The following is a 16569-nucleotide window of genomic DNA, read 5'->3' as shown; positions in this document are numbered from 1 at the left end:
ATACCGTTGTCAGCCGTGCCCGCCCAGCCTCGATCCCCAGCCGACGACCTGATCGACAGCCGGCCGCTGAGCGCGCGCTCTGTGCTGGCGTCGGCGTTGCTGGGATCCGACCGGGGGCGGCTCACGGTGGCGGAACTGGTGGCGGTCGCCTCGCTATTCGGCATCAGCCCCGGCGCCGCCCGCACGTGCCTGTGGCGGATGGTGTCCACCGGCGAACTGACCGCCGACGACGGCAGTTACGCGCTCGCGGGCCGACTGTCGGAGCGCCGCGCGCGGGTCGACGACGCGGCCCGGATCGACGACGCGGCCGCCCACCGGTGGGACGGAACGTGGGAACTCGCGATCGTCTCGCTGGAGCGCAGATCGGCGACCGACCGCCTGGAGTTGCGAAAGGCCGCGACGGCCCTGCACCTGGCCGAGCTTCGCGAGGGCGTCTGGGTGCGTCCGGATAACCTTGACCCGCAACGGTTTCCGACATTGGCCGCCGTCTTGGACCAGCAGTGCACGCGATTTCACGGGGCCGCCACCGACATCACGGCCGCGCACGTGCGATCGCTGTTTTCCCTCGACGAGTGGGCCGAAGACGCCCGGGCGCTCATCGACGCCATGGACGCCGCGCTCGACGCGGACCAACGCGACGATTCGACCGAAAGCTTCACCTATGAGTTCGCGCTGTCGATCGCGGTGGTGCGCCATCTTCAGCTCGACCCGCTGCTGCCGGCCGAATTCACCCGCGACCGTTGGCCGGGCCAGGCGTTGCGCGGCGGCTACCGGCGTTTCGATCGCGCGTTCAAGCGGCGGATGAACGGCGCGTTTCGCCGGCCGTAGTCGACCTACAGGTTGTCGACGATGTCTTTCGCCTCCCGCAATCCCGCGCCGGTCAGCTTTTGATACAGCTTGATCGCGGCGATGGCGTTGCCGGAGCGGGCGAGGGCGACGACTTCGGAGGGCACACCGTTCTCGAGTACACCCGATGTGGCGCCCACGTCGCTGCCGAACGTCGGGCACGGGACCCCGAGCCGATCCGACAGCAGGCGCACCTGCTGTTCGAGCAGCGCGAGGCGGCGGTAGATATGGGGATCTTCCATCACCCGATGATTATGCCCGGTGGGTGATCGTTGGCCGGTCGAGTTCGTTGACGACGGTCGTCACCCAGCGCCGCACGTGCGTCGGGCTGCGCCAGTCGCCGGCGCTTTTCTTGGCCATCGCACTGGCCGGGAAACCCTTTGCATCCGGTTCCAGCCGACCACCGAAGGTCGCGTGACCGCGGGCACCCACACGGCGCATCAACTTCGTGACCTGCGTAGTGGCTGGGATGTCGCGCTTTTCGGCCGAGTCGTCCAAGGGGCCGCTGCTGACGAGCCATACGGGCAGCTCACCCAACGCCGAGGCATTCTTGCGCACGAACCGTCGCGCGTCGCGGTGCCACCTGTTGGCGTACAGCGCGCCGGCGACGATCACCGCATCGAAGCCGCCGAGTCCATCGACGTCCTTGGCCGCGTTCACGACAGCCTCGGACCCCGCCTCGGTCAGCGCGTCGCCGATCATCGCGGCCAGCCCCGCGGTGCCGCCCCGCTTGGATCCGTAAACCACCAGAACGCGCATCAGCGGCTCCTGTCTATCGCCGCCGCCTCGGCGTCGGTCTGGATCGCGCTAAGGGTCGCGCGCATGATGTGTTTGACGAATGGCCGGATCAGCCACCAGTAGCGCATGAAACGTCGGCGTGAATCCGGATCGGTTGTGACCGTCCGGCATTGGTAGCTGAGCAGCGTGTGGCTTTCGCCGTAGGGTGCCATCGAGAAGTTCGCGGCGATCTTTCCCCATCCGGGTTCGGCGAAGCCGGCGAAATCCGCGGGCGCCACATCATGCCATTCGATGACCGGCCGCCAGAACTTTCCCACTGCACCGAATGCGATCTCGCGGTTCGGTTGTTCGCCAAGGGGAAGCCAGCCCGGTAGGTCGACCTCACTCACCACCAGCTGCGGTGGCGCCGGGACGGACTTGCCCAGCATCCGCTCCGGCAACGCGCGGATCCACATCGACGCCGCCAGCAGCGGTGTGCGGACGGTGAGCAGGTCCAGCGACCTGGCGGCCTGAAAGGTGGTCGCCGGGTCGGCAGCCACCACTGCGTGCTCGGCGATCATGGCGTCGAATGTGGGCGCCGCGGATTCGATCAGCATTCGGTCCGCGCCAATCGTTGTTGCCATGGTGTGATCGTCGATTCGACGGTCGGGCGATCCTAGGGTCACTAGTCCCGATTCCCAGGGACGCTCGGCACAACCGACGGGCTCAACCCGGGAGCCGGTCAGATCCAGCGCGCGCCGACCTTTCGCCGCACCGGTATCACGGCACCCGGCATTCGGTCGCCATCTGGGGAGTGATCACGATATATGCGGCCCTCGACTGCAAGTAGTACCGCATTCGCAGCGGCCATAGCCGCATGTGGCTCAGCTCTACCGCCGCGAATTGTGGCTGAAGGTAGTAGAGCCAAGCCAGCCGGGCGATCACCGCCGGCGGCGGTGCGCCACGGACGGATCGGGCGTGGCCGCGGACCAGCAGCCGATTGCCGTCGTCCGCGCTTTCGCCACCGAGCAGGAGGGCCACCTGTGGGACGGCGGCGACGTTGCGCACCGTCCAGGACGACGCCGACGTCGTCCCATAGATGCGGCCGCGATGGGCGACGAACCACAGCGGCACCGCGAACGCCGTGCCCTTCTCGGACCGGCTGGCAAGGATCATCACCCGCGAATTGCGAAGCGCCGCTTCCAGTTTCGGCGACCCGAAAGGCTGAGTGTCCTGCGAGTCGCCAACCGAAAACGATGGCGGTCGGGGAGGCGGGCCGGCCGGCGGGGTCGGTACGTCGCGCAGCGCGCCGTAGTCCCAGGCCACCACCCGCTTGGGCGCGACGCGATAAGTGCACGGGCCCACCGCCTCGGCGATCCCTCGCACGGTCAGCGAGCGCAGCCGGAACCACTGCGGCCCGTCGTCGGCGACCACCACGACATTGCGGCCGGCAAGGTCCGGACCGCCCTCCGGCACCCGCACGACGCGCGGCGAGGCCGCAGGGTCGGCGGGCTCTTCGAGCGCCACACTCACCGGCAATACGGCGATTTCGTCGTCACCGAACGTGGCCAGCGCCGCGCGTGGGGGAGAAAGCGCCAGGTCGGCGACCGCGGCCACCTCGACATCACGAGTTATCACCGGCGGCGGTCTCCGATCATGTCAGCTGGCGGGCAAAATGTTCTGGTTGATGTGGAACACGTTGCCCGGATCGTATTGCGCCTTGATCTCGCTGAGCCGCTGGTAATTCGGGCCGTAGGTGGCGCGGACGCGGTCTTGGCCCTCGTCCATCATGAAGTTGACGTAGGCGCCCCCGGCCGAGTACGGGTGGATGGCTTCCCAGTACTCCTTCGACCAGCGCTTCAACGCCCCGGCGTTGGCCGGGTCCGGGTCGACGCCCGCAATGACCTGTGAGAAGTTCACGTCCCGGTAGGCCCAGGGTGTGTCGGTAGGGCCGACCCGGTGCACCGCGCCATCGATCGGGTAGAGGTGCATCGTGGAGTGCATCGTCGGCAGCTCCTCGGTGAAGCGGGCGTGGGCCGCGACGGCGGCGTCGGGGATCGTGCGGATGAAGTCGCCGCGCCAATACCACTGCAGCCCTTTGGGATACAGGGCATCGAAGGTGGAGTTCAGCGCGGGATAGGGCGCCGCCATGAGGCCCTCGAAGGCCGGCCGCATCTGCCGGACCGGCGCGAACGCCTCGTCGGCCCCGCCGGGATCGCCGGTGTAGCACCAGATCACCGCGCACGCCTTCTGCAGGTGGAACGCCTCGGGGAACGGCGGCGCCGGCGGGACGGTCATGGTCGCGAAGAACCCGTAGAGGTCCTCGTCCTGGGCGGGCAGAAAGTCCCGGTACCAGCTGAGGATGTCGGCGGTGGCCGATGCGGGCCACGCCGTGGGGCCGCACAGCACGGTGTGCTCCCGGTGCAGCCGGAACGTGAACGAGCTGACCACGCCAAAGTTTCCGCCGCCGCCGCGCAGCGCCCAGAACAGGTCGGGGTGCGCGGATTCCGACGCCGTCACCACCCGGCCGTCGGCCAGCACGACCTCGGCCTCCAGCAGGTTGTCGATGGTCAGGCCATATTTGCGGGTCAGGTAGCCGTGGCCGCCGCCCAGGGTCAGCCCACCGACGCCGGTGCTCGAGATGATGCCCGACGGCGTCGCCAGGCCGTGCGCGTAGGTCGCGGCGTCCACCTGCGCCCACGTCGCCCCGCCCTGGACGCGGGCGATCCGCCGGTCCGGGTCCACGTGGACGCGGTTCATCGGCGACAGGTCGATGACGAGACCGCCCTCGACGCAACCGAATCCGGGACCGTTGTGGCCACCCCCGCGGACGGCGACCTCGAGATTCGACACCCGCGCGAACTCGAGGGCACCGACGATGTCGCCGGTGGTTCCGCAGCGCACGATCACCGCGGGTCGCTTGTCGATCATGGCGTTGTGCAGCGCACGGGCCTCGTCGTAGCCGGCGTCGTGGGGCAGGATCACCTGTGCCCCGAACCGGCCGCGGAGTTCGTCGGTTGCGGTTGTCACGCTCATCGCCCGCACCTCCTTGTTTGCTCGGAAGTCTGGATACCGAGACGCTACGAGGGGAGGAGGCCGTGCGTCATGACCACAACAGAGCATTTCCGAGGTACTTCACGATAGTCACATTTGACTATCGACCCACCAACACCGACGCGGTTACGTTGTTTGCATGGCGCAGTGGGTGCCGCCACCGCTTCCGGCAGAACTGGTGGCACGCCGTCGCGGCCCGCTCGTGGGTCGCGACGCGGAACTTGCGGCGTTCGAGCGCGCCTGGGAGCGGGTCGAGGCCGGCAACCGCCAGGCGGTGTTCATCGGCGGTGAACCCGGGGCGGGCAAGACGCGCCTGGCCGCCGAGGTGGCCGGAACGCTGGGCGACCACGACGTTACGGTGCTGGTCGGCCGCTCGACGGCCGACGAGGACGTGCCATACGCACCATTCGCCGAGGCGCTCGATCGCCTGCTGAACGCTGTTCCATCCGGTTCGATCGCCGACGCGCTGACCGACGCCGGGCCGCAGCTGCGGCGGCTGTCGACGCAGGTGGACCGGCATTTGCCCGATGCCGGGCCGGTGATGGACGTCGGGTCTCCCCGGCAGGCGCTTTTCGACGCCTTGACCGCTTTCCTGCGCCGCCTGGCCGTCGACCGCCCGATCGCGTTTATCCTCGACGACCTGCATTGGGCGCAGCTGCCCACCCTCGCGATGCTCGAACACGTTCTGATCGCGTGTGCCGATGTCCGCATGCTCGTCGTGTCGACGTTCCGCACGACCGAACCGGACCGCTCGGACGAGCTCACCACCCGACTGGCCGAACTGCACCGCTTCGACGGGGTTCGACGCCTGGATCTCGCGGGCCTCGACACCGAGGCGATCGCCGAGTTCGTGAGCCGGACCCAGCAGGTGGCTCCCGCCTCGGCGCGCACGACCGCGGCCTTGCTGCGTGACAAGACCGGCGGCAACCCGTTCTTCCTGACCGAACTGGTCAATGACCTGGAAATCCGCGGCGGGCTGGCCACCTTGGGCGCGCAGCAGCCCGTTCCGGCATCGATCGGGGATGCCATCGGCCGCCGCCTTGCCGGCCTGGGAGCCGCCGTTCGCGGCGTCATCGAACAGGCGGCGGTGCTCGGCGAGACGTTCGACCTGCCCGCGCTCATCGCCGCCAGCGAGACCGATCTGGCCGCGACGCTGGCGGCGGTCGATTCGGCCGAGGGCGTCGGGCTGATCCGGCCGGTTCGCGATTCCGACGGCGAATTCTCGTTCATCCACGCGCTCACCCGCGAGGCCGTGGTCAGCGGGATGGCGGCGTCGCGGCTGCGGATCATGCACGCACGGGCGGGTGAAGCGCTCGAGGATCGGGCGGACCCATCGGTTGTACCCCGCCTGGCGAACCACTACCTGCGGGCGCACGTGCTGGGCTACCACGAGCAGGCGTTGCGCTACGCGCACCAGGCGGCCCGGATGGCCGAGCACAGCATGGCGTATGAGGATGCCGCGAGGTGGTTCGAGCGGGCGGCGTCGCTGCCCGAGCTGAGCCGTGCGGATCGGGCGAGGCTGGATCTCGACGCGGCCGCCAACCACGTGCGCGCCGGCGATTTCGCGCGGTCGCGGGCGATCTACGAACGTCTTAGCGCGATGGACGATCCGCTGATCCGGCTGGGGGCGGCCGTCGGCTACGAGGAAGCGAATTGGCGTCGCGGGCAGTCCGACTCGACTGCGGCCGACCTACTGGCGGCGGCGTTGGAATCCTGCGGGTTGACTACCGATGACCTCCGCTACATCCAGGCACTCGGCAGTTTTGGGCGAGCGCTCGCCTTCGCCGGCGAGGCGGCGCGGGCCCGCGAAGTCGGCAACAACGCCATCGACTGCGCACGGGCCGCCGGTGATCCGGCGGTGCTGATGCACGCCCTGAAGGCCAGCCTGTGGCACGGACTCACCCCGGAGCTGTGCGAAATCCAGGCGGAGCGTTCGGCCGAGGTATCCCGGATGGCGTTGGAGCGCCGTAACTACGAGGTGTTGGGGGCGTCCTCGCACTTTCGCGCCATGGTCAGCTATCTTGCCGGCCGCCCCGACGACCTGGCCGCGTCGACGGCGGACATGCGACGAGCGGGCGAAGCCATCGGGCAACCCGTCTTCGGCTTCGTCGGCGCGTGCGTCGAGCAGGCGCTGGCCTATCTGCGCGGCGACTTCACCGGCGCCGAACGATGGGCCGACATCGCTTTGCGCACAGGTGATTTGTTCGACGCGGACGACACGCAGGGCTCCAACGGGGTCCAGATGTTCATGATCCAACGCGAAACTTCAGACCTGAAGAAATTCGCCGAGTTCATCGACGGCACTGAGATGTTCGCCGGACGCTGGGTGCCCGGCCTGCTCGCCCTTTACACCGAGCTCAACTGCGAAGCGGGCATGACCCGTGCCCTCAATCATCTGCTCAACCGCAAAGTCGGCGATCGCACCGACGAGGCGCAGTGGCCGATGGAGCTGGTGTTCATGGTCGAGGCGGCGTTGGAGCTGGGCAACCGCGAGGCGCTGCATGCTCTGCGCCCGTACATATCGCGGTATGCCGGCAAGAACCTGGTCGCCGGCCAGTTCGTCGCCCTGTTCGGCAGCGCCGACCGGTACCTGGCACGCATCGCGGCGCTCGACGGCGACACCGCGGCAGCCGAGCGGCATTTCGCCGCGGCGCTCGAGATGGACCGCCGGATGGGCTCGGTGGTGCACGTCGGCGAGACGCTGGCCCGGCACGCGTTGTTCGCGGCGTCGCGCGGGCACACCGAGGAAGCCCGCCGGCTGGCCGACGAGGCGCGCGCCATCGCCACGTCGATCGGCCAAAACCGCGTCGTCGAGCTGGTGGATGCGGTGCTGGTGACGGGCCCGGACGGTTTGACGGACCGGGAGGTCGAGGTGCTGCGGCTGCTTGCCGAGGGGTTGAGCAATCGGGCGATCGGCGAACGCCTCTACATCAGCACCAACACGGCCGCCAACCACGTGCGCAACATCCTGATGAAAACGGGCGCCGCGAACCGCACCCAGGCGGCGATGTACGCCGCCGATCACGAACTGCTGGGTTGAGCGCCCTCAGATATCGGTGAGCCCACCGTCGGGCATGACGCGATCGCGCACCTCGACGATGACGTCGGCGGGTAGGCCCGCCCGCGCCGCCGCGGTCCTGATTGCCTCCGGTGAGGGTGCCTCGTACAGGCAGTAGGTCTTTCGCTTGTCCGCCGACAGGAACGAGTACATCCAGCGAACGCCCTCATGGTCGTTGATCCGATTGATGCCGTCGGCGACCTCGAAGCTCGGTTCCATTTCCTCGGCAAAGTTGCGCTCAACCATGAAGATGGGCACGGCGGACTCCTGTCATCGTCTTGGGTCGAACTTACGCCGTGTCAATCGCGCGCTGCGTCGACCTCGCTGGAGAGCAACACCTGCAGCGTGTCCCGCAGTTCGCCCAGCCGCTTGGGGCCCAGCAGCTGTTCCCACCGCTTCTCCAAAGCGATTGCGTTGGAACGCATCACGTGCAGCGCTTGGCGACCGCGCGACGTCAGCTCGATGATGCGGGCCCGGGCGTCGACGGGATCTGCCGCTCGGGTCACATAGCCGTGCCGCTCCAGGCCGGCGATCCCCTGGGCCACCGCCTGGCGACTCACGTTGAGCCGGTCGGCCAGATCCGACGCGTGCAGGCCGCCGGCCGCCAGCGGCACCAGCGCAACCGCCTGGGCCGGCCGGATGCCGTCGAGGCCGGCTGCGGCGAACGCCGCCCGCAAGCGGGGCGCCCCCGAGGCGGCCACCAAATTCACCAGCGCCGGGACGGTGGGCGTCCATTCGGCATCGGCAACACGTCGCATGCAGATGAGTGTGCCACTCCGGGCGCGTTTGACAAGATACTTGTCAAATATGGAAGTCGCTGCCACGATGGCTTCATGCGATCGCTGCGCGCTCGGGTGTTCGGTGTCTGTCTCGCTTCGGTTTTGGTCGTGATACTCGGCGGGTGCGTCGGCGGCGGCCACGCGTTGGGAACGCCCGGCTCCCAACCGATTCCGGTGGGGCAATCCACGCAATCCATCGACTCCGGCGGTGTCAGCAGAACCTTTCACCTGTACCGGCCGCAGGGATTGCCCGACGCGGCGCCGCTGGTCGTGATGCTGCACGGCGGCTTCGGCAACGGCGCGCAGGCCGAGCGGTCCTACAACTGGGACGCCGAGGCGGACAACGGGCATTTCCTGGTCGCCTACCCCGACGGCCTCAACCGCGCCTGGAATGCCGGGACCTGCTGCGGCGAACCGCAGCGCGTGAACACTGACGACGTCGGTTTCCTCACCGCGATGGTGGGGGCCATCGAGCAGGAGATTCCCATCGATCGCGCGCGCGTCTACGCCACCGGCATGTCGAACGGGGCGATGATGGCGTTGCGGCTGGGTTGCCAGAGCGACACCTTCGCCGCGATCGCTCCCGTCGCCGGCACGCTGCTCACCGACTGCTCCCAAGCGCGCCCGACGTCGGTGCTGCAGATTCACGGCACCGCCGACGACCGAGTGCCCTACAACGGCGGACCCGGAAAGGCCTTCGCCATCAACGGGAATCCACGCGTCGACGGCCCCTCGGTGGAGTCGGTCAACGCCACGTGGCGGTCCATCGACGGGTGCGGGCCCCCGACCTCGACGACCGCCGGCAGCGTGACCACGCAGACCGCCGGATGCCCCGACGGTCGCACCGTCGAATTGATCTCGGTGGCCGGCGCCGGCCACCAATGGCCCGGCGGCCAGCCCAGCCCGCTCGCGGAGCTCGCCGGCATCCCCGAACCGTCGACGGCGCTCAATGCCACCGCCACCATCTGGCAGTTCTTCACCCAGAGCCACCGCTGAGGCCGCCCGTCGCAGCCTTTGGAAAGGGGCCCAACCCCACCCGCTAGAGACGCTCGGTGCGCTCGTTAATTCGTGGTGTGAGTACGGCGTTCGAGCGCGCCAGCGATGTCGGTGGTGGACAGGACGAGCGCGGTCATGAATTCGATGAGCTGGCCTTGGCTCACATTGATCTGGTGTCGATACCACTGGGTGATCAGCTCCAAGAGGCCGCCAACAACCGTCAGCGCGGTCAGCATGACGTTATCGTCGCTTCCGGCGGCGTCGCCGAGTAGCGCCCGCACTTGCCCGACCACGATGCCGGTGAGGACCTCGATCACCTCGTGGCGTCGGCCGGCGAGTGCCTCGGCCGTTTGGAGCTCGATCAGTAAGCGCGATCGCCGCGGGTCCTCGGCAAGAAAGGCGAACGCGAACCCGAGCACGGCCCGAGCGCGGGCTTCCAGCTCGTGTGGTGAGTTCGCTACCGTCGCCATGATTCCCGTTAGCGCCTGCGCGAACTGGTCATCGAAGGTCGCGATCAGTAGCTCTTGGCAGTCGCGGAAACTTTCGTAGAAGTAGCGGTCGTTGAGACCTGCGCTCGCACTGATGGCCCGCACGCGCAGGTTGGTCACACCGTACTCGGCGATCGTGTCGAGGGCCGCCTCGATGAGTTGTTGGCGGCGCTGCTCACGCCGTTGCTCTGCGGTGAGACCGCGATGCACTGCCATAGCCCCGTTGAACCCTCCAATTTGGCGGCGGACTTGCGCACGCAACCCACTTTGGTGAAGTATTTCACCAAACGGGAGGTTGGTGAAGCTCTTCACCAAAATCATAGGGGGAACGGTGACGGCAACCGTTGAGGCGCCGCGTCGTGGTGGGCCGCGGCCTGAGCGCAGCGGTGAGTACAGTGCACGCCTTGCCGCGCTGGGCGGGTTCACCGTGCGGCACAAAGCCTTGGTGATCGGCGCGTGGGTCGGCGTGGCGGCGATCCTCGCCCTCGTGTTCCCGCAGCTGGAGACCGTCGTCCGCCAGCAATCGGTACAGCTGCTGCCCAACGACGTGGGTTCGTTTCAAGCGCTCGATCACATGACGGCGGCGTTCGGCGAGCGGGGCGCCAAGACCTCGATTGCCGTCGCGATGGAGGACCCGGCGGGGCTGACCCCGTCGGCGCGGCAGCGTTACGACGCGCTCGTGGCCGCACTGCGCGCCGACAAGGCGCACGTTCTGCTGGTACAGGATCTGCTTGCCGACCCGACCACCAGCAGCCACGCTGTCAGCAAAGACGGCAAAGCCTGGTTCCTGCCGATCGGAATCGCCGGCACACTCGGCGATCCCAAGGCGGCCGAATCGGTTGATGCCGTGCGCGCGAACGTATCCACCCAGTTCGCTCGGTCCTCGACGACCGCCTACGTCACCGGCCCGGCAGCGACCTTCCGTGATCAGATCGGGTCCGGCGAGCAGGAGCTGCTCGTCATCTCGGTCGCTACCGCTGCCCTCATCGCGCTCATCCTGCTGCTGGTCTATCGCTCGGTGGCCACCGCCCTGCTGCCGCTGTTAGTGATCGGCGCGAGCGTGGCCGTCGGCCGGGGCGTCCTCTCGGCACTGGGTGAACTCGGCGTGCCCGTTTCACAGTTCACCATCGCGTTCATGACCGCCGTTCTCTTGGGCGCCGGCACCGACTACAGCGTGTTCCTGATCAGCCGGTACCACGAGCATCGGCGACGCGGCAATGCCGCAGACCAGGCCATCGTCCACGCCTGCGGCAGCATCGGTCGCGTCATCTCGGCCTCAGCGGCCACGGTCGCATTGGCGTTGGCCTCCATGGTGTTCGCCCGCCTCAGCGCCTTCCAGGGGGTTGGCCCCGCCTGCGCCGTCGCGGTGCTGATCGGGTTCCTGGCCACCGTCACACTGCTGCCACCCCTGCTGGCGCTGGCGGCAAAACACGGCATCGCCGAGCCCCGCACCGACCTATCCCGTCGGTATTGGAATCGGATTGCCGTCATGGTGGTCCGGCGACCGACGCCGTTGCTGGCCGCCAGCCTGGTGGTGTTGCTTGCCCTGGCAGTCGTCGCGGTCACCATGACGATCAGCTACGACGACCGCAAAGGGCAACCTGCCGGCACCGCCAGCAATCACGGCTACCAGCTGTTAGATCGCCACTTCCCCAAAGACACTGTCATCAACGAATTCCTGCTCGTGCAATCCGGCACGGACATGCGAACGGCAAAAGCGCTCGCCGACCTCGATGCATTAGCGTCACGGGTCGCCCAGCTCCCCGGCATCACCCGCGTCTCCGGAGTCACCCGCCCGACCGGGAAGCGGCTCGATCAAGCGCAATTGTCGTGGCAGAACGGACAAATCGGCGACAAGATGGCTAGCGCGGCCGCCGACGGACAATCCCACAAAGACGACCTCGCCAAGCTCACTGCCGGAGCCGACCAACTCGCCGCAGGGCTGGGCCAGCTCGACACCACGCTGCGTCGCGCGCTTTCACCCCTGACCGCTCTTTTGAGCCGAGCCCAAAGCGGAGGCCAAAAGTTGGAGGGCGCCCGCCCCCTGCTGCAGCAACTCAACACCACCGCCCCCACCGTGGATCAAGCCATACACACCGGTGCGGGACTAGAGCCCTTGGCCCGACAAGCCGCCACCGCAATTGCGGCCATCGAGCCCCTCGTCGAAAGCCTCAACACCTCGCCCTGGTGCGCGACCACGCCGCAATGCGCGCAACTGCGCGACGAAACCCAGGTACTTGTCACGCTCCGCAACGGCGGATTCTTCGACCAAGTCGCCCGCCTCAGCGATCAGTTCGGCGAAAGCACCACGCTGGCCAGCACACTCACCGACATCCAAAACGCCGCCACCACTATGCACCAAACCCTCGGCGCGACAGGCGACCCCGCCGATCTCGTCGGCAGCATCCACCGTATGCAAGACGGCGTCAGCAGACTCGCCTCGGGCGCCCGAGCGCTGGCCACCGGCGTGCATGCCCTTGCCGACAGCAACATTCAACTGCTCAGCGGCATGAGCCAAGTCGCGACCCAGCTGCAGAACTCCGCGCGCGCCACGTCGGGATCAGACGCCGCCTCCGGCTTCTACCTACCCCCGACCACATTCGAGAATCGCCAATTCAGCGATCTAGCAAGTCAATTCATATCCGCCGACGGCCGCACCGCGCGATTCGCGATCACATCCTCATACGACCCGTACTCCGCTCAGGCGATGGACCTGAACCACAAAATCATCGATGCAGCGAACGCAGCCCGGCCCAACACCTCACTGGCCGGCACCGCCATTTCCATGGCCGGCTTCACCGCCGTCAATTCTGATCTCCAACACCTGTTGTTCGCGGACTTCAGCCGGCTCGCCAGCGCTACCCTCCTGATCGTCGGGGTCGTCTTGGTCCTGCTGCTGCGCGCCGTGATCGCCCCGCTCTACCTGCTGGGCACCGTCGTGTTGAACTACTTCGCCGCCCTCGGCCTGGGCGTGCTGGTCTTCCAGTACGGATTCGGCCACGCCATCGCGTGGCCCGTCCCGCTCCTGGCCTTCATCCTGCTAATCGCGGTCGGCGCCGACTACAACATGCTGGTCATCTCCCGCCTACGCGAAGAGTCCACCCAGAACATGCGCCTCGGCGTCTTGCGCACCGTCACGAGCACCGGCTCCGTCATCACCTCAGCGGGGCTGATCTTCGCCGCCAGCATGTTTGGGCTCATGATCGGATCGCTCGACATGATGATCCAGGCCGGATTCATCATCGGCTGCGGGCTGCTGCTGGACACCTTCGTCGTCCGTACGCTCACCGTCCCCGCAATCGCCACACTCCTAGGCGAGAGAAGTTGGTGGCCTCGCCGATGAGAAGCCGGGCTGTGAAGGAGTGGGCCCGGGCAGAGTCATCCGATTGTCCGCCTTCGTCCCAGACGTAAGAGTCTTTCGGCCGTCGTGCGTCGAGGACCCTTGCGGATACGCTCCCCGCATGCGAACTAGGCTGGCATCCGGGTTGTTTCGAGCCGCTGGCAAGCTCATTCTGATGCTGGGCTCCCTGGCGACGATATGGCTAGTAGTCAGTTATGCGCTCGCCAAGACCGTGCAGCACAATCCACAGCTGCGTCCCACGCTGCTCAAGCCGTACAACAAGCTGATCCTTCCGATCGCTGGCCGGCGCCATTCCCCATATGCGCGTCTCGAGCATGTCGGGCGTCGTTCCGGTCGCACCTACACGACACCCGTGGGCGCCTTTCCCTACGGGGATGGCTTCGTCATCGGCCTGTCCTACGGCGCCGACGTGGATTGGTGCCGAAACGTCCTCGCGGCCGGCCGCGCGGCGGTGACGTGGCACGGACGGACGTTCCGCCTCGAACGGCCCGAGGTCATTCCAATGAGCGAGGCCTTGCTACAAGCGATTCCACCGTATTTCCGGCTGCCGGCACGAGAGCTCAGGCAGCTCGTGTGGCTGCATCAATCGAGCGCATGACCACTCATTCAGCATCGCGTCGATGAGCGGGCGCAACACCTAACCCCCGTCCGGCGGAGACGGCGCGGCCGACCAGCTCGTCGATTGATGCGCCGAGCTTGCTCTGGCGCCGGAATGCCCCGGCCGTAGTCACGCGGGACATCGTCTCATTCCGGGCACTTACGCACCCGGGCATCCGGAAGCCGCACGCGCGCACTCATCATTCGTCCAGCATTGCGTCGATGAGCCGGTGCAGCACCTCCCCGGTCTCCCGCCGGGCGCGTTTGGGGTCGTCCGCGGTTGCGATCACCATGGCCGCCTCGTCGAGCGCGCCGATGAGGATGTGAGCCAACGGTCGCATCGGTTGCTCGGCCAGCTGTCCGGCCTTGACGGCCTCGGTGAGCAGCTGTTCGGTCATGCCCAGGCTGTAGCGCTGGGCGACGTCGCGGAAGGCGGCCCAGCCCAGCACGCTGGGCGCGTCCAGCAGGATGAGCTGCCGCACCTCCGGGTCACCCGACACATCGAGCCACGCGTCGACGGCGGACCGGATCGCGTCGGCGGGCGTCGTCGCTCCCGACTGCGCCACGATGGCGCCCATCCGGGCCATCACATCCTGCTCCACCGCCTCGACCACCTCCGCGAAAAGCGTTGCCTTGTCGGCGAATTGGTGATACATCGCGCCGCGGGTGACGCCCGCGGCCGTGGCGATCTCCGGCGTCCCCACCTCCGCGTACCCGCGCAGGCCCCACAGCCTGCGCGCGGCCGAGATCAGCGCGTCGCGGGTCGCCGCGGAGCGCTCCTCCTGAGTCCGTCTCTTGATTTCCATACAACCTGTTGGTAACTTACGAACAGACAGCCTGTTTGTAACAGTACCTTTCGATGTAGGAGCTAGCCATGTCGACGATCGACATTAGTGCCGGAACCATTCACTACGAAGCAACCGGACCCGAGGACGGCAGGCCCGTCGTCTTCGTGCACGGGTACATGATGGGCGCGCAGCTGTGGCGCCAGGTCAGCCTGCACCTCGCCGATCGCGGGCTGCGCTGCATCGCCCCGACCTGGCCGCTGGGCGCGCACCCGCAGCCGCTGCGGCCGGGCGCCGACCGGACCATCTACGGTGTCGCCGGCATCGTCGCCGAGGTGCTTGCCGCCCTCGATCTCGAGGACGTGGTGCTGGTCGGCAACGACACCGGCGGGGTCGTCACCCAACTCGTCGCGGTACACCATCCCGAGCGGCTCGGTGCGCTGGTGCTCACGAGTTGCGATGCGTTCGAACACTTTCCGCCGCCGATCCTCAAGCCGGTGATCATGGCGGCCAAGTCCAAGGCGACGTTCAAGACGGTGGCCCAGGCGATGCGCTTGCCGGTCGCGCGCAAGCGCGCGTTCGACGGCCTGGCGCATCGCAACATCGACGACCTGACGGAGGCGTGGGTACGCCCGGGGCTGTCCGACCCGGCGATCGCCGAAGACCTGCGCCAGTTCACGCTCTCGATGCGCACGGAGGTCACCACCGGCGTGGCCGCGCGGCTGCACGAGTTCGACAAGCCCGCGCTCATCGCCTGGTCGGCCGACGACGTGTTCTTCGAACTCGGCGACGGCGAACGGCTGGCCGCCACCATCCCGAACGCCCGCCTGGAGGTGATCGAGGGGGCGCGGACATTCTCGATGGTGGACCAGCCGCAACGGCTCGCCGATCTGCTGTCCTCGATCGCGGTGCGCACCTAGCGCGGGCCGGCGCGTGCTGGGCGCTACGCTCGCCGCATGCAAAACGTGCTGCAAGGCCGGCGGATCCTGGTCACCGGCGGAGCGACCGGTATTGGCGCGGCCGCCATCGGGGTCCTTACGGACGCCGGCGCCGATGTCGTCGCCACGTATCACCAAACACCGCCGCCGGATGACCTAAAGGCCACCTGGCTGCAGTGCGATGCGCGCGACGCCGACGCCGTCTCGGCGATGACGCAGCAAGCCGCCGAGCACCTCGGCGGGCTCGACGTCCTGGTGAACGCCGCGGGACTGTGGCAGGCCGGAATCCCGGGTTACATCGGCCCCGACGAGATCTCGTTCCTGTTGGACACCAACGTCAAGGCCACCATCCTGACCAACCAGGCGGCCTACTCGGTGATGAAAGAGCAAAATCCCAAGGGCGGCAGGATCATCAACTTCGGGTCATCCGAAGCCGTGATGGGCAGCGCTATCTCGGCGGTCTACGCCGCGACGAAGGGCGCGGTGCAGGCCTGGACACGCTCGGCCGCGAAAGCCTGGGGCGCCGACAAAGTCACCGTCAACTCCTTGGCACCCGCGGTGCAGACACCGGGGTCCGACCGGTTCCGGGATTTCCTCGGCCCGGACGCGAGCGCCCTCATCGACCAGCAGATGCAGCTGATGATCCCGATCGGCGGCGCGCTCGGCGAACCCGCGCGAGACGTCGGACCGATGCTGGTCTTCCTGGCCGGACCCGGGTCGGGCTTCATCACCGGTCAACTCCTGGCCGTCGACGGCGGCCTGATGATGGTGGGCGGATAGGCACTCCGTATCGGGATTCTGAGATTTCACGACGGAATTCGCGCGCTCGATTCCGGAGCAGGACCAGCGATCTGTGGAGCTCAAACAGCACGGGACAATAGTGGCCGTCAGATGCGAACAGACCGGATACACACACCGTCTTCGTCAGGGAACCCTTGGCGAAATGGGCA

At 67.6% G+C, this 16569-nt stretch carries 16 protein-coding genes; 7 read left to right on the top strand and 9 right to left on the bottom strand.

Annotated elements, in window-relative coordinates:
- Positions 1 to 15: 15 nt before the first annotated feature.
- Complete coding sequence (locus tag AC5Y2S_RS05110; RefSeq protein WP_499954251.1) at positions 16 to 828, top strand: PaaX family transcriptional regulator C-terminal domain-containing protein; 813 nt, start codon at positions 16 to 18, stop codon at positions 826 to 828.
- Positions 829 to 833: 5 nt separating this feature from the next.
- Here the strand turns inward: AC5Y2S_RS05110 and AC5Y2S_RS05105 are convergent, their stop codons facing one another.
- The 5 genes from AC5Y2S_RS05105 to AC5Y2S_RS05085 all read right to left on the bottom strand — a co-directional run bounded on the left by AC5Y2S_RS05105 (position 834) and on the right by AC5Y2S_RS05085 (position 4599).
- Positions 834 to 1088, bottom strand: coding sequence for a hypothetical protein (locus tag AC5Y2S_RS05105; RefSeq protein ID WP_067153600.1), 255 nt, complete (start codon positions 1086 to 1088; stop codon positions 834 to 836).
- A gap of 10 nt (positions 1089 to 1098) precedes the next feature.
- Complete coding sequence (locus AC5Y2S_RS05100) at positions 1099 to 1605, bottom strand: flavodoxin domain-containing protein (protein ID WP_499954248.1); 507 nt, start codon at positions 1603 to 1605, stop codon at positions 1099 to 1101.
- Positions 1605 to 2207, bottom strand: coding sequence for a hypothetical protein (locus AC5Y2S_RS05095; protein ID WP_499954246.1), 603 nt, complete (start codon positions 2205 to 2207; stop codon positions 1605 to 1607). The genes AC5Y2S_RS05100 and AC5Y2S_RS05095 overlap by 1 nt, the downstream gene beginning before the upstream one ends.
- Before the next feature lie 136 nt (positions 2208 to 2343).
- Positions 2344 to 3201, bottom strand: coding sequence for a pyridoxamine 5'-phosphate oxidase family protein (locus AC5Y2S_RS05090; RefSeq protein ID WP_499954244.1), 858 nt, complete (start codon positions 3199 to 3201; stop codon positions 2344 to 2346).
- Positions 3202 to 3222: 21 nt separating this feature from the next.
- Complete coding sequence (locus tag AC5Y2S_RS05085) at positions 3223 to 4599, bottom strand: FAD-binding oxidoreductase (RefSeq protein ID WP_499954242.1); 1377 nt, start codon at positions 4597 to 4599, stop codon at positions 3223 to 3225.
- 157 nt (positions 4600 to 4756) lie between these two features.
- On the opposite strand from AC5Y2S_RS05085, the gene AC5Y2S_RS05080 reads away from it, so the two are divergent.
- On the top strand, positions 4757 to 7657 hold the full coding sequence (locus AC5Y2S_RS05080; protein WP_499954240.1) for a helix-turn-helix transcriptional regulator: 2901 nt from the start codon (positions 4757 to 4759) through the stop codon (positions 7655 to 7657).
- 6 nt (positions 7658 to 7663) lie between these two features.
- Here the strand turns inward: AC5Y2S_RS05080 and AC5Y2S_RS05075 are convergent, their stop codons facing one another.
- Together AC5Y2S_RS05075 and AC5Y2S_RS05070 are read right to left on the bottom strand one after the other, a co-directional pair.
- Positions 7664 to 7933, bottom strand: coding sequence for a DUF4242 domain-containing protein (locus tag AC5Y2S_RS05075; RefSeq protein WP_499954238.1), 270 nt, complete (start codon positions 7931 to 7933; stop codon positions 7664 to 7666).
- Between the two features lie 41 nt (positions 7934 to 7974).
- Positions 7975 to 8433, bottom strand: coding sequence for a MarR family winged helix-turn-helix transcriptional regulator (locus AC5Y2S_RS05070; protein ID WP_499954236.1), 459 nt, complete (start codon positions 8431 to 8433; stop codon positions 7975 to 7977).
- 75 nt (positions 8434 to 8508) lie between these two features.
- Here AC5Y2S_RS05070 and AC5Y2S_RS05065 point away from each other — a divergent pair, with 75 nt between their 5' ends.
- Complete coding sequence (locus AC5Y2S_RS05065; protein ID WP_499954234.1) at positions 8509 to 9450, top strand: CE1 family esterase; 942 nt, start codon at positions 8509 to 8511, stop codon at positions 9448 to 9450.
- A gap of 65 nt (positions 9451 to 9515) precedes the next feature.
- On the opposite strand, the gene AC5Y2S_RS05060 is transcribed toward AC5Y2S_RS05065, so the two are convergent.
- Entirely contained in the window at positions 9516 to 10259 is a 744-nt protein-coding gene (locus AC5Y2S_RS05060) for a TetR/AcrR family transcriptional regulator (protein ID WP_499954232.1), read from the bottom strand.
- A gap of 10 nt (positions 10260 to 10269) precedes the next feature.
- Between AC5Y2S_RS05060 and AC5Y2S_RS05055 the strand changes: the two genes are divergently transcribed.
- Positions 10270 to 13281 (top strand): MMPL/RND family transporter, encoded by a 3012-nt coding sequence (locus AC5Y2S_RS05055; RefSeq protein WP_499954396.1) that lies wholly within the window; start codon positions 10270 to 10272, stop codon positions 13279 to 13281.
- A 118-nt stretch (positions 13282 to 13399) separates the two neighbouring features.
- Positions 13400 to 13897, top strand: a complete 498-nt coding sequence (locus AC5Y2S_RS05050; protein ID WP_499954230.1) for a nitroreductase family deazaflavin-dependent oxidoreductase — start codon at positions 13400 to 13402, stop codon at positions 13895 to 13897.
- Positions 13898 to 14096: 199 nt separating this feature from the next.
- Here AC5Y2S_RS05050 and AC5Y2S_RS05045 read toward each other — a convergent pair whose 3' ends face one another.
- Complete coding sequence (locus tag AC5Y2S_RS05045; protein ID WP_499954228.1) at positions 14097 to 14702, bottom strand: TetR/AcrR family transcriptional regulator; 606 nt, start codon at positions 14700 to 14702, stop codon at positions 14097 to 14099.
- Positions 14703 to 14770: 68 nt separating this feature from the next.
- On the opposite strand from AC5Y2S_RS05045, the gene AC5Y2S_RS05040 reads away from it, so the two are divergent.
- Both AC5Y2S_RS05040 and AC5Y2S_RS05035 read left to right on the top strand, forming a co-directional pair.
- On the top strand, positions 14771 to 15601 hold the full coding sequence (locus AC5Y2S_RS05040) for an alpha/beta fold hydrolase (RefSeq protein ID WP_499954226.1): 831 nt from the start codon (positions 14771 to 14773) through the stop codon (positions 15599 to 15601).
- A 36-nt stretch (positions 15602 to 15637) separates the two neighbouring features.
- Positions 15638 to 16399, top strand: coding sequence for an SDR family NAD(P)-dependent oxidoreductase (locus AC5Y2S_RS05035; protein WP_499954224.1), 762 nt, complete (start codon positions 15638 to 15640; stop codon positions 16397 to 16399).
- The last annotated feature ends 170 nt before the right edge of the window (positions 16400 to 16569 follow it).

The organism is Mycobacterium sp. NGS69 (assembly GCF_059812165.1).
This window is presented reverse-complemented; position numbering and strand designations above follow the sequence as displayed.